Raw genomic sequence first — 12,048 nt, 5'->3', positions numbered from 1 at the left:
TGTCCCCTAAGAACGCATGGCCTTATGGTTTGCAGAGCGTAAAGGAAACTCGTTACCGCCGGGTTGACGCGCGGAATGATCAGGCGATCTGCCGCACATCCTCCGCGAGTGCGCGGTAGGACAAGGCTTCGGCGAGATGCAGCCGGCCGATCTTGTCGGCATTGTCGAGGTCGGCGAGCGTGCGTGCCACGCGCAGCACGCGGTGATAGCCGCGCGCCGACAGCCGCATGGTCTCGGCGGCATCGCGCAGCAGTTTCTGGCCTTGCGTGTCGGGCTTGGCGACGTTCTCCAGCACAGAGGCGGGCGCTTCGGCGTTGGTGCGGACATTGGGCAAGCCGGCATCGGCATAGCGTGCAAGCTGGATGTCGCGCGCCGCCGCAACGCGCGCGGCGACTTCGGCAGATCCTTCCGCCGGCGGCGGCAGGATCAGATCGGCCGCGGTCACCGCGGGCACCTCGATGCGCAAATCGATGCGGTCCATCAGCGGGCCGGAGATGCGCGCCTGGTAATCGCCGGTACAGCGGTCGATGCGGCCGCGCTTGCAGGCATAGCCCGGCTCGAACGCATTGCCGCAGCGGCACGGATTCATCGCCGCGACCAGCATGAAGCGCGCCGGATAAGTGACGCGGTAATTGGCGCGTGACACCGCGACCTCGCCGTTCTCCAGCGGCTGGCGCAGCGAATCCAGCACGCGCGGATCGAACTCCGGCAGCTCGTCGAGGAACAGCACGCCCTGATGCGCCAGCGAGATCTCGCCGGGTTTTGCGCGCATGCCGCCGCCGGTGAGCGCCGCCATGCTGGCGGAATGATGCGGCGAGCGGAACGGCCGCCGCGCGGTCAGCGCGCCGCCATCGATCTCGCGGCAACGGACGCGATCATCGACACTTCGAGCAGCTCGCCCGGCGACAACGGAGGAAGGATGGAGGGCAGGCGCGCCGCCAGCATCGATTTGCCGGCGCCGGGCGCGCCGATCATCAGGAGATGATGTCCACCGGCGGCCGCGATCTCCAGCGCGCGCTTGGCGCTCTCCTGGCCCTTGATGTCACGCAGGTCGAGCGTAAAGGCGGCGGCCTCGTGCACCTTTGGCGAAGGGCGCGAGAGCACCTGCGTGCCCTTGAAGTGGTTGGCGATCTGGATCAGCGAGCTTGCCGCGATGATCTGGATGTCGGGGCTCGCCCAGGCCGCTTCGGAGCCGCAAGACGCCGGGCAGATCAAGCCTTCCTCGCGCATATTGGCGCCAATCGCGGCCGGCAGGACGCCGGCCACCGGCGCGATCGAACCGTCGAGGCCGAGCTCGCCGAGCACGGTAAAGCCCGTCAGCGCATCCGGCGGGATCGCGCCGATCGCCGCCATCAGCCCGAGCGCGATCGGCAGGTCGTAATGGCTGCCTTCCTTGGGCAGGTCGGCCGACGCCAGATTGACAATAATCCGCCGCGCCGGCAGCGCGAGCCCCGAGGCGATCAGCGCCGAGCGCACGCGTTCGCGCGCTTCCGACACCGCTTTGTCGGGCAGACCGACGATGGCAAAGGCCGGCAGGCCCGGCGCGACCTGCACCTGCACGTCGACCGCACGGGCCTCGATCCCCTCAAAGGCGACGGTAGAAACCCGTTGAACCATGCCGAACCAGCCTGCCCTCTTGCACAATCGAGGGTAGCAGGAGGCGCGGGGCCCCGCAAGAACAATACGGGAACATTTTCGGGGCGCGGCAAGCCCTAACAAGCGGTAAACGGGCAGCGGACACTAAGCCTCGAATGCGAGCGGCTGTCCTCAGCACATTCCAACGAATGTCCGGTACTCCTAGGGCTGCGGGATGGGCCGTGATCTAACGGGTGAACAGTTCAAATGCTTGCAAATCGCCGGAGAAGCGAACGTCGGGTGTGCAGCCGGCTCGCCAAGATTCATTTTGGCGCGGGCTCGCTGCCGCGGGATTGCACGATCACGGATATCTCCGACGGCGGTGTGAAGGTCGTGGCGGAATTCCTGGAAGTGCCGCCGCAATTCACCATCATCTTCGCGCCGGACTATTCCCGCCAATGCCGCCTGCGCTGGCGTATCGGCTGCGAATTCGGCGCCGAATTCACCGACTAAGGTCCAAAGGACCGCGTCCTTAACGGGACTTTAGCGTTAATCGGCAAAGCATCTCTGATCAGTCGCCGAGTGATCAGAGTATGTCCAAGCGTTTGTTCGTTGCCTCTCCCCCGGCGAGATATCTGTTTTCCGCGCTGCTGGCCCTTGCCCTCGGCGGCTGTCAGACCACCGGCCTCGAGGACGTCACCGGCGCGCTCGGCGGCAAGCCGGAGGCGGCCGCCAAGGCCGACCCGAAGTCGGACATGGATGCCTTGCGCGAGCGCTATCGCGCCAAGCCCAGTGATCCCAACGTCGCGCTGGAATATGGCAAGGCACTACGCGAGAGCGGCCAGCGCGCGCAGGCGGTCGCGGTGCTGGAGCAGGCCGTGCTCGCTCATCCCAGCAACAAGGCGCTGCTCGCCGGCTACGGCCGCGCGCTCGCCGACAACGGCAATTTCCAGCAGGCCTTCGACGTGCTCGGCCGCGCGCATTCGCCCGAGGATCCGGACTGGCGCATCCTGTCGGCGCAGGGCGCGGCGCTCGATCAGCTCGGCCGCAACGAGGAGGCGCAGCAATATTACGCCGCGGCGCTGAAGATCGCGCCCGACGAGCCGACCGTGCTGTCCAATCTCGGCCTGTCCTACATGCTGCAAAACAATCTGCCGAAGGCCGAACAGGTGCTCGGCCGCGCCTATCAGCGCAATCAGAACGATGCGCGGGTCCGTGCCAATCTCGCGCTCGTGCTGGGATTGCAGGGCCGCGAGGCCGAGGCTGAAATCCTCGTGAAGGCAGATTTGCCGCCGGACCAGGCCGCGGCCAAGGTCACCGCGCTGCGGCAGCTGCTGGCGAAGAAGCAGCAGCGGGCGGACAAGTAACCGCCCTCTCCATCACCCCTACAATTCCTGGTCTCTACGACGCCTTGCGGTGGGGCGCGGAGCTGCGGCTTGACCGGCCCTTCAGCTTCTTCAGCAGCGGTCCGAGCAGCGAGCGCTTCGGCTTCTTCACCTCGCCGCGGCCGGCGAGGCGGTTCGCCATATTCTGGAATAGCTCGGTGGTGCGGTGGCTCCTGGAGACCTCCGCGATCATCTGGCCGTTATTGGCTGCGGTCGAGAACAGCTTTGAATCGAACGGGATCACCGCGAGCGGCTGGCTCTCCATGGTCTTGGCGAATGCCTTGACCTCGATCTCCGCGCGCTTGTGCATGCCGACCTGGTTGATGCAGTACAGCGGCGGCCGGTCGTTCGGCCTCGCAGCCTTGAGCACGCTGAGCATGTTCTTGGTGTTGCGCAGGTTGGCGAGATCAGGCTCGGCCACGATCACGATGTCGTCGGCATTGACCAGCGCGCGCCGCGTCCAGCCCGACCATTGATGGGGCACGTCGAGCACGATGCACGGCGTGGTCATGCGCAGCGTGTCGAACACCGCGTCAAAAGCTTCCGCGCCGAAATCGTAGACGCGGTCAAGTGTGGCGGGTGCAGCAAGGAGGCTGAGGCGGTCGGTGCATTTGGCGAGCAGGCGCTCCATCAGCGCCGTGTCGGGCCGGTCCTGCGACAGCACCGCATTGGCGATGCCCTGCACCGGGTCCTGGTTGTAGTCGAGGCCCGCGGTGCCGAAGGCGAGGTCGAGATCGATCACGACGGAATCGAGCGTGAGGTCGCGCGCGATGGTCCAGGCCACGTTATGCGCGACCGTGGATGCGCCGACGCCGCCCTTGGCGCCGACCACGGCGATGACGCGGCCGGTGATGATGGCTTCGGACGCCGAGAACAGGCTGCAGATGGAACGGACGACGTCGAGCGTCTCGACCGGCCCCACGACATAGTCGTTGACGCCGCGGCGGACCAGCTCGCGATAGGGCGCGGTGTCGTTGGGATTGCCGATCACCACCACGCGGGTGCCGGGATCGCAGACGCCGGCGAGATCGTCGAGACCCTCGAGGATGTCGCGCGTGCCGTCGGATTCGATCACGATGACGTTCGGCGTCGGCATCGAATCGTAGACTTCGATCGCCGCGGCGAGGCCGCCGCTCTTGGCGGTGAGATGCGCCTTGGCGAGCCGGCGGTCCTGGCCGGCGGCGGTCACCGCCTGGAGCGTCTGCTCGGTCTCGCAAAAGGCCTGCACGGAGATGCGAGGAACCGGCGCAATGTGTTCCTCAGGGTGCTGCGGATCGTCCGCCTCTTCGTCGTGGACGCTGGTCATTTGCCTGTGTCGCTCAGTTTGGCCCTGTCGGACTCTGGATAGGTGGTCGCGGTCGTCGAGCCCTTGCGGTAGCGGTCGAAGGCGATTTCGCGCCGTGCGGTATAGGCCGGCGTCTCCGCGCGCGGCTGCTCGAGGTCGGCGGGATTGTCGATCATGGCCGCGAGGTTGCGCTGGTTGGCGCAGCCGAGATTGAAGTAGGGATGGTTCTCGTTGTAGCCGGGGTCGAGGATGGATGGCCCGATGTCCTCCGGCCACAGCCCGCAGGGGCCGGCGACAGCCGTGATCTTCGAATAGCTCAGACGGATGGTCGGTAGCAGTCCGGGATCCTCAGGGCGGTAGCGATGCTGGACGATGGCGCGTGACGGCACGCCGCCGGAGGCGAGCACGGCGCGGATCTCCTGATAGGTCGCCGCAGCAGCGCGCGAATTCGCGGTGTCGACGGGCACGTCGACCACGACCGAGCCGGTGCCTTCGCGCACCCAGTCCCGGGCGATACCGGCGACGTCGGCGTGCTGCGCGGTCGAGAGGCCGCCTCTGGCCTTGCCGACGAAGATCACGATCGACTTCTTGCCTTCCTGCACCGCGATCGGGTGGCGCTGGCGGTAGTCGGTCGGCACCGTCTGGGTGACGATTTCGCCAGTGGTGTTGCAGGCGCCGAGCAAGACGGAGAGCCCCGTCAGCGCCAGCGCGATCCGCAAGCTGCGACGTCGATCGGCTGTCATCTTCGTCATCGCCTTGTCCCCTCTTGCCCCGTGTCTCGCCCCGGCCCCCAAGCCGTCGGTCTCAGTCGATGATGAAGCCGAAATCGCCGTGGACGCCGTCGATCGGATCGACGCGGCGGGCCGTGATGCCATAGAGGCGGTTCACGCGGCCAAGCAGCGCCGTCTGCGCGTCCGAGGCCGGCGCGAAGCCGTCGTCGGGCCGCGACAATTCCTTCTGGGCGACCGCGCGCACCACATAGGGCGTCACGATCACCATCAGCTCGGTCTCATTGTTGACGAAGTCCTGGCTGCGGAACAGCGCGCCGATGATCGGCACCTGATCGACGCCGGGCAGGCCGTTGATCGCCTGCTTGGTCTGCTGCTGGATCAAGCCGGCCATCGCCATCGAGCCGCCCGAGGGAATTTCCAGCGTGGTCTCGGCGCGGCGGGTCTGGATCGAGGGGATGGTGATCGAGCTGGTCTGGCCCGCGGACACCGCCTGCGTCACGGAGATGGCGTTCTGATTCGACAGCTCCGAGACTTCGGTCATCACGCGCAGGCTGATACGTCCCTCGCTGAGCACGACCGGCGTGAAGTTCAGGGAGATGCCGAACTTCTTGTAGGTGATCTGGGTGGTACAGACGTGGGTGACCGGATCGCAGGAATAGCCCGCAGGGATCGGGAATTCGCCGCCGGCGATGAAAGTGGCGGACTCGCCGGAGATCGCCGTCAGGCTCGGCTCGGCCAGCGTCCGCATCACGCCGGCGCTTTCCATCGCGCGCATCGTGGCGTTGACGGTGGCGACGCCTTTTGCGAGTCCGGTAACACCGAGCCCGTTGCTGCTGACGAGCGGGCCGCCGGAGACCGAGAACGGGTTGGAGTTGTTGAAATTCACGACCGCGGTGCCGGCGTTCAGGCTGGCGCTGAGATCGACGCCGAGCTGCTTGACGATGTCGCGCCTGACTTCGCCGACGACGACCTTGAGCATCACCTGGTCGCGGCCGCGCACGACGATGTTGTTGACGACCTTGTCCGCGCCGCCGACGAGCTTGGCGGCGACGTCGCCGGCCTGCTGGGCCTCGACCGGACTCGACACCGAGCCGGTCAGCATCACGCTGTCGCCGACGCCTTCGATCTGCACGCCCGGCAGCGACTGGCGCAGCGCCGAACGCATGCCGTTGAGGTCGCGTTTCACCGCGATGTCGTAGGCGGCGACCTGCTGGCCGTCGGCGGTGAAGAACACGACATTGGTCTGGCCGACCTGGCCGCCGATGATGTAGGCGCGCTGGGCCGAGCGGATCACCGCGTTGGCGATCTTGGGATCGGCCACCAGCACGTCCTTGACCTCGCGCGGCAGGTCGATGACCACGGATTTGCCCACACCAAGCGAGAGGAAACGCGTGCGGGCCGGCGCGATGGTCGCGACCGGAGACACCGCGAGATCCGGTGGCGCCTGCATCGGCGCCTGATCGCCGACCGGCGCATCCGCCGCAGCGACGAAATTGGGGGCCGCGACCAGCCCCAGCATCAGCATTGCCCCTGCTAAGGACGAGCGCGCGCGCTTCCCCCGAATGCGCAGGCCCATCCGACCTTCCCCGTAGTTCATGCTATCCCCATCATCACTTCTGTGACGTCAGCTGCCGCGCCTGCACCCCGTAACGGATCACGTTCACGCCGCCCGGACGCCTGACCGCCTCCTCAGGCGTGCCGTCGATGGCATTGGCATCCACGATGCTGCGCAGCGCGAGTGTCAGCGTGCCGCCCTGGCGTGCGGCCGAGAGCGTGGCGACCTGGTCGGGCCTGAGCTCGAGCGTGACGGTCTTGCCGATGACGGCGTTCTGGCCGTCCTTCTCCTTCGGCGCCTGGTCGATCGCGAGCACGCGAATATTGGTCAGGATGACCTCGGACAGGATGAGGTCGTTGCCGCCGGTCGGGCCATTGCTGTTGGCGCCGTCAGGATTCTTCAGGCGGCGGGTCAGCACGATGTCGACGCGGTCGTTCGGCAGGATGAATCCGCCGGCGCCGGTCTCGGCGGAAATCTCGGTGGAGACGGCGCGCATGCCCGACGGCAGGATCGCGGCCATGAAGCCGGAGCCATCGGCCTTGACCAGCTTCTGCTCGCGGATCGGCTCGCCCTGCATCAGCGGCACGCGCGCGATCGAGCCGGCGAGCTGGGTCTGCGCCTCGGGCCTGCTGTCGCGGCGGATGAAGGCGCTGCTCGCGGTCGCCGCCGGCCAGGCCTGCCATACCAGGTCCTCGGGCTTCACGGCTTGACCGAGCTGGATGTCGTTCTTGGCGACCAGGACCTCGATCGTCGGCAGCTTCTCGACGACGGGAACGACGGGCGCGGGCGCGTTCTGATAGCCGCTCGCTAGATACGCAGCGACGCCGCCGGCGCCCAGTGCGATGACGAGAACGATGATGCGTGCGGTGTTCATACGCTGCTACTCTTACGCGGGGCACTCGAACCGCACCTGGCGGGTTCCCCTGCGTCGATGAGTAGGGAGGAAAAGTATAAGGGGTGTTGCGAGCCCGAATGTGATCGCCGGTCACGCTGCTGGTTTTGGGCAGATGGTGAACGCCGCGTTATCCGGTCGGCCAGCGACCCCGTAGTTTCACGCGGGCCCGCTCCTGCGTTCGCATGAGGCGCGAGGCATCTTGGTGAACGGGTGGTTAGTGATGCGCGAGCTGATGCCGCGCGGTGATCAAGACGTAATCCGTCATCCTCGCGCAATGGCAAAGCCATTGTCGCTGGAGGTGCGAGGCTTGCGATGCATCGCATCGCAGGGTGAGCCTCGAAGGATGAACGGCCCCGATGCAGCCGGGCGACCGCCCTTCGAGGGCCGCTGAAGGAGCGGCTACCTCAGGGTGACGGTGATGGAGCGCGTCGCTCGGACAGAGCTAATGGAGCGCGTTTTCGCATCGAATTTCCTGCTTCATATGCTGTGGCGGCAGGTGGCCGCCTGCCTCCCGCTTCCCTTGAACGCGGCGTTCACTGGCCGGCTGCGTCCACGACACGGCAGAGGTTGGCGCTGATGCCTGGAGCCACCTGTCCCGGCGGCATGATGAAGACCGCATCGACGCGGCTGCCTTTGACGTCCTTGCGCACGACGACGCGAAGTGTCTGCGGCCGCCCGGATCCGGTCGTTTCCTGCTGAGTGGTCAGCGTGCCAAGCGCCTTGTCCACGTTCACGTTGACGAAGCCTTCCGCCATGACGGCACGGGAGACCCTGTCGAGGGCAAGGGTGGGATTGACCGACGGGAAGATCATCCAGACCTTGTGGGTCGTGCCCGTCACCAGCGGAACGCCGCTCATCTGATAGTGGTCTGCGCAGCTGTCGGCCCGCGCCGGCATCGACGAAAGGGCCATCAGCGTGACCGCGCAAATTGTTCTGGTAAGCATGCTTCCATAACCTGTTTGAGGTGGTCGAAGCGATTTAGGCCGATCGCGCCGCAAGTCCATGGACTCCGGCGCGTTCGGGATGGAAGCCTTCGGTTTCCGGCTAGGCCGATCGATGCGCGATCTGGATATCCTCTTTCGGAAATCGGATATTGAGAGCGCGATCTGAATTCACCCGAGTTGTGCTAGGACAGCAAAAGACCAACGATTGGGATTTGCATGGTCGAAGACATACTTGCCGCACCTCCCGCGCGATCAGGGTCGTCGTTTCAGGAGTTGCTCGAGATACTGCGGCCTCACGGAATCAATGCGCATTCCTCGCCGCGGCCGGATGGATCATTTCGCTGGCATGCGGATGTCGCGATTGGTGCGGGCATGGATGTCGTGAGGGCGGAGCTGTCCGCGGGGTGGGACTGGCGCTACGCCTACGGCAATTCATCGGGAGAGCTTGCGATCAGCCTTCTCAATGCCGGCAAGGCCGAGATGCTCATTGCCGGAAAAAACGTGCAACGTATGGACTCCGACATCGCCATCGTATCGCTTCCGACGTTGCAGAAGCAGCGGGTCGAAGCGGTGGATGGACGGTATTCGAGCGTGACGCTGACGGTGCATACCGGCGTCGTCACCAAGGTGCTGTCCGCGACGTTCGCGGGCACGGCTCTGGAAGACCTCAATCTCGCGCCCAAGATCGAGCTGTCCACCAGCGCCGGGCAGATGCTGCTTCAGCTCGTTCGCGCCAGCACGACCGGCCTCCATGACGGGATCCTGGCACGTTCGCCGAAAGCCAGCGCTCTGTTGTCGGAGGCCGTGATCCAGCTAGTCCTCCAAAACGTGCCGCATCGGCTGATCGAGCGGTTGAACCGCCAGCCCATGGATGTGCCGCCCCGTCACGTCAGGCGGGCCGTCGAATACATGCGGGCCAACCTGCATCTGCCGCTGACGATCGCCGATATTGCCGGGAACGTCGGGATCAGCAGTCGGTTGCTGCAATCGGGATTTCGCCGGATCCACGGAACGACGCCGGTCGCCTATTTGCGCAGAATTCGACTCGAAGCGATCCACGACGAGCTGTCGCGACCGGAGAATCTGCTTCCGGTCAGTGAAGTCGCGCTGAAGTGGGGCTTTACCCACATGGGCCGGTTTGCGGCGTCCTACCGTGCGGCCTTTGGATTGTATCCGTCCGACACAGCCCGGCGCGCTCGGGGATTTTTCGGCTGAAGGAGCCGACCCAAGGCTCCGAAGCTATTTCTTTCGCTTCTGCTCGATCGCATCCCAGATCTTCGCCGCGACGTCAGGGCCGCCGAGCCGCGCGATGGCGCGGATGCCCGTGGGCGAGGTCACGTTGATCTCGGTGAGATTGTCGTTGATGACGTCGATGCCGACGAACAGCAGTCCGCGCTCGCGCAGCGCCGGACCGATCGTCGCGCAGATCTCGCGCTCGCGCGGCGTGAGCTCGGTCTCCTTGGCGGCGCCGCCGCGCACCATGTTGGAGCGGAGATCGTCGGCGGCAGGCACGCGGTTCACCGCGCCGGCGAACTCGCCGTTGACCAGGATGATGCGCTTGTCGCCGTGCTTCACCTCGGGGATGAACTGCTGGATCACCCAGGGCTCCTTGAAGGTGACCGAGAACATGTCGAACAGCGAGCCGAAATTCATGTCCTGCGGCATCACGCGGAATACCGCCGCGCCGCCATGGCCGTGCAGCGGCTTCATCACAACGGCGCCGTGCTTGTCGCGGAACGCGTTGATCTCGTCTAAGTCGCGCGAGATCAGGGTCGGCGGCATCAGCTGCGGGAAATTCATCACGAACAGCTTTTCCGGCGCATTGCGCACCGAGGCGGGATCGTTGACCACCAGCGTCTTCGGATGAATGCGCTCCAGGAAATGGGTCGAAGTGATGTAGGCGAGGTCGAACGGCGGATCCTGGCGCAGCAGCACCACGTCGAAGCCGTTGAGCGCCTCGCGCCTGTGCTCACCGAGGGTGAAATGGTCGCCGGACTCGTCGCGCACTGTCAGAAGCTGCACCGGCGCGACCAGCTCGTCGCCGACCATCGAGAGCTTGTCGGGCGTGTAATAGGACAGGCCATGGCCGCGCTTCTGCGCCTCCAGCAGCAGCGCGAAAGTGGAATCGCCCTTGATGTTGATGCGGGCGATGGGGTCCATCTGGACGGCGACGTTGAGTTTCATGGTCTGCCTTTCAGGTCGAGGCGTCGAATGCCGCCAACACATGGCGCGGAAGTGAGCGCGGCGCAATCAGCATGGCGTCGAATCGCAATTCGAATTCGGCATGCTCGGGATGCGCTACGAGCCAGCCTTGCGCGGCGTCGATGATGCGCTGCTGCTGGCGCGGGGTGACCGCGTAAGCCGCGTCATCCAGGCTGGCGCGGGCCTTGACCTCGATGAAGGCGATCAAATTGCGGCGGCGCGCCACGAGATCGATCTCGCCATGCGCCGTGCGGTAACGCTTGGCCAGGATGCGGTAGCCCTTGGCGATGAGATAGGCCGCGGCGCGGCTTTCGGCCGAGATGCCGGTGCGGAACGCGGCGACGCGCTCGGGCGAGGCGACTTTCGGTTCCGCATCGCCCCTAGCCTTCGCCATCACCGCCCCGCAGATCCTTGGCGATCTCGAGCGCGCGGGCATACACCTCGCGGCGCGGCCGGCCCGAGAGCGCGACCGCATGCGCAACCGCGTCCTTGACGCTGTGCGCGGCCAGCTGCTCGCGCAGGAGATCGTCCAGCGCATCCGAGTTCAGCACCTCGGCGTCGGCCGCCGGCGGAGCGATCACCAGCACGAACTCGCCGCGCGTCTCCAGCCCCTCGGCGTCACGTGCCAGCTCGGCGAGCGTTGCACGCGAAATCTCCTCGTGCAGCTTAGTCAGCTCACGACAGATCGCGGCCTCGCGGCTGCCCATGATCTCGGCGAGCTCGGCCAGCGTATCCTGCACGCGGTTGCCGGATTCGAACATCACCAGGGTCGCATCGATGCGGGCGAGCTCGGCCAGACGCGATTTTCGCGCGGCTGATTTGGCCGGCAAGAAACCCTCGAAGAAGAAACGGTCGGTCGGTAGCGCGGCGACCGACAGCGCCGCCAGCACCGAGGACGGGCCCGGCAGCGCATAGACGGCATGGCCGGCGGCGCAGACCTCGCGCACCAGCTTGAAGCCGGGATCAGAGATCAGCGGCGTGCCGGCGTCCGACACCAGCGCGACCGAGCCGCCCGCGGCAAGCGCCTCCAGGATTTTTGGGCGCGCCACTTCGGCGTTGTGCTCGTGATATTGCTTGAGCTGGGCGGCGATATCGTAGCGCTCGGTCAGGCGGCGCGTGATGCGGGTGTCCTCGCAGGCGATGACGTCGACGCCGGCAAGGGTCTGGAGCGCGCGCAGCGTAATGTCGCCGAGATTGCCGATCGGGGTCGCGACCAGATAGAGGCCCGGCGCCGCCTTCGGGGCCGGGAGCCGATAGGCGTCGATGGAGAAGCCGCGTGGAGCGGCGTCTGGGCCTTCAGGCGTATTTATCGGGGCCGGCTTTGCGCGCATAATGAATCGAACTTAGGCATGATCCCCGGGGCTGGGAACCGGTTCTCCGAAAAAGATCGTGGCCAAGCCCAAGATACGGAAGGACGGGAATGTGATCCATCCGGGATCACATTCGAGAGGGTATGAAGTGTCAGCGTCATATTCG

At 65.8% G+C, this 12,048-nt stretch carries 11 protein-coding genes and 1 pseudogene; 3 read left to right on the top strand and 9 right to left on the bottom strand.

Translation table 11 applies throughout. The annotated features are described in order from the left end of the window. Positions 1 to 79: 79 nt before the first annotated feature. A pseudogene (locus tag QA642_RS00900) lies at positions 80 to 1,617 on the bottom strand (YifB family Mg chelatase-like AAA ATPase). A 225-nt stretch (positions 1,618 to 1,842) separates the two neighbouring features. On the opposite strand from QA642_RS00900, the gene QA642_RS00895 reads away from it, so the two are divergent. Both QA642_RS00895 and QA642_RS00890 read left to right on the top strand, forming a co-directional pair. Further along, on the top strand, positions 1,843 to 2,088 hold the full coding sequence (locus QA642_RS00895) for a PilZ domain-containing protein (protein WP_011083489.1): 246 nt from the start codon (positions 1,843 to 1,845) through the stop codon (positions 2,086 to 2,088). 80 nt (positions 2,089 to 2,168) lie between these two features. Beyond that, positions 2,169 to 2,942, top strand: coding sequence for a tetratricopeptide repeat protein (locus tag QA642_RS00890; protein ID WP_283082967.1), 774 nt, complete (start codon positions 2,169 to 2,171; stop codon positions 2,940 to 2,942). 34 nt (positions 2,943 to 2,976) lie between these two features. On the opposite strand, the gene QA642_RS00885 is transcribed toward QA642_RS00890, so the two are convergent. The 5 genes from QA642_RS00885 to QA642_RS00865 all read right to left on the bottom strand — a co-directional run bounded on the left by QA642_RS00885 (position 2,977) and on the right by QA642_RS00865 (position 8,337). Further along, on the bottom strand, positions 2,977 to 4,266 hold the full coding sequence (locus tag QA642_RS00885; RefSeq protein WP_283082966.1) for an AAA family ATPase: 1,290 nt from the start codon (positions 4,264 to 4,266) through the stop codon (positions 2,977 to 2,979). Further along, the gene (locus QA642_RS00880; protein ID WP_283082965.1) at positions 4,263 to 4,997 is read right to left on the bottom strand and encodes a CpaD family pilus assembly protein; all 735 of its coding nucleotides are present in this window, start codon (positions 4,995 to 4,997) and stop codon (positions 4,263 to 4,265) included. Before QA642_RS00880 ends, QA642_RS00885 begins: the two co-directional genes overlap by 4 nt. A gap of 52 nt (positions 4,998 to 5,049) precedes the next feature. Then, positions 5,050 to 6,573: a type II and III secretion system protein family protein gene (locus QA642_RS00875; RefSeq protein WP_283082964.1), complete on the bottom strand. Its 1,524-nt coding sequence runs from the start codon at positions 6,571 to 6,573 to the stop codon at positions 5,050 to 5,052. Positions 6,574 to 6,586: 13 nt separating this feature from the next. Continuing rightward, entirely contained in the window at positions 6,587 to 7,405 is an 819-nt protein-coding gene (cpaB, locus tag QA642_RS00870; RefSeq protein WP_283082963.1) for a Flp pilus assembly protein CpaB, read from the bottom strand. Positions 7,406 to 7,959: 554 nt separating this feature from the next. Further along, complete coding sequence (locus QA642_RS00865; RefSeq protein ID WP_283082962.1) at positions 7,960 to 8,337, bottom strand: hypothetical protein; 378 nt, start codon at positions 8,335 to 8,337, stop codon at positions 7,960 to 7,962. Positions 8,338 to 8,742: 405 nt separating this feature from the next. Here QA642_RS00865 and QA642_RS00860 point away from each other — a divergent pair, with 405 nt between their 5' ends. Further along, a complete protein-coding gene (locus QA642_RS00860) occupies positions 8,743 to 9,585 on the top strand; it encodes an AraC family transcriptional regulator (protein ID WP_283082961.1) in 843 nt (280 codons plus the stop codon). A gap of 24 nt (positions 9,586 to 9,609) precedes the next feature. On the opposite strand, the gene gshB is transcribed toward QA642_RS00860, so the two are convergent. Genes gshB through rsmI form a run of 3 tightly spaced genes read right to left on the bottom strand, consistent with a single transcriptional unit; the run spans position 9,610 to position 11,903 of the window. Then, a complete protein-coding gene (gene gshB, locus QA642_RS00855) occupies positions 9,610 to 10,554 on the bottom strand; it encodes a glutathione synthase (RefSeq protein WP_283082960.1) in 945 nt (314 codons plus the stop codon). A gap of 10 nt (positions 10,555 to 10,564) precedes the next feature. Then, on the bottom strand, positions 10,565 to 10,966 hold the full coding sequence (locus QA642_RS00850; RefSeq protein ID WP_283082959.1) for a YraN family protein: 402 nt from the start codon (positions 10,964 to 10,966) through the stop codon (positions 10,565 to 10,567). Further along, entirely contained in the window at positions 10,953 to 11,903 is a 951-nt protein-coding gene (gene rsmI, locus QA642_RS00845) for a 16S rRNA (cytidine(1402)-2'-O)-methyltransferase (protein WP_283082958.1), read from the bottom strand. Before rsmI ends, QA642_RS00850 begins: the two co-directional genes overlap by 14 nt. Positions 11,904 to 12,048: the final 145 nt, after the last annotated feature.

Source organism: Bradyrhizobium sp. CB2312 (assembly GCF_029714425.1).
Lineage (GTDB): Bacteria > Pseudomonadota > Alphaproteobacteria > Rhizobiales > Xanthobacteraceae > Bradyrhizobium.
Note: the sequence above shows the minus strand (reverse complement) of the source record. Positions and strands in the feature narration are given on the sequence as shown.

Bases quoted from the DNA above. Each gene is read 5' to 3' on its own strand.
- QA642_RS00895 (WP_011083489.1), top strand. From the start codon at position 1,843: ATGCTTGCAAATCGCCGGAGAAGCGAACGTCGGGTGTGCAGCCGGCTC.
- QA642_RS00890 (WP_283082967.1), top strand. From the start codon at position 2,169: ATGTCCAAGCGTTTGTTCGTTGCCTCTCCCCCGGCGAGATATCTGTTT.
- QA642_RS00885 (WP_283082966.1), bottom strand. From the start codon at position 4,266: ATGACCAGCGTCCACGACGAAGAGGCGGACGATCCGCAGCACCCTGAG.
- QA642_RS00880 (WP_283082965.1), bottom strand. From the start codon at position 4,997: ATGACGAAGATGACAGCCGATCGACGTCGCAGCTTGCGGATCGCGCTG.
- QA642_RS00875 (WP_283082964.1), bottom strand. From the start codon at position 6,573: ATGAACTACGGGGAAGGTCGGATGGGCCTGCGCATTCGGGGGAAGCGC.
- cpaB (WP_283082963.1), bottom strand. From the start codon at position 7,405: ATGAACACCGCACGCATCATCGTTCTCGTCATCGCACTGGGCGCCGGC.
- QA642_RS00865 (WP_283082962.1), bottom strand. From the start codon at position 8,337: ATGGCCCTTTCGTCGATGCCGGCGCGGGCCGACAGCTGCGCAGACCAC.
- QA642_RS00860 (WP_283082961.1), top strand. From the start codon at position 8,743: ATGGATGTCGTGAGGGCGGAGCTGTCCGCGGGGTGGGACTGGCGCTAC.
- gshB (WP_283082960.1), bottom strand. From the start codon at position 10,554: ATGAAACTCAACGTCGCCGTCCAGATGGACCCCATCGCCCGCATCAAC.
- QA642_RS00850 (WP_283082959.1), bottom strand. From the start codon at position 10,966: ATGGCGAAGGCTAGGGGCGATGCGGAACCGAAAGTCGCCTCGCCCGAG.
- rsmI (WP_283082958.1), bottom strand. From the start codon at position 11,903: ATGCGCGCAAAGCCGGCCCCGATAAATACGCCTGAAGGCCCAGACGCC.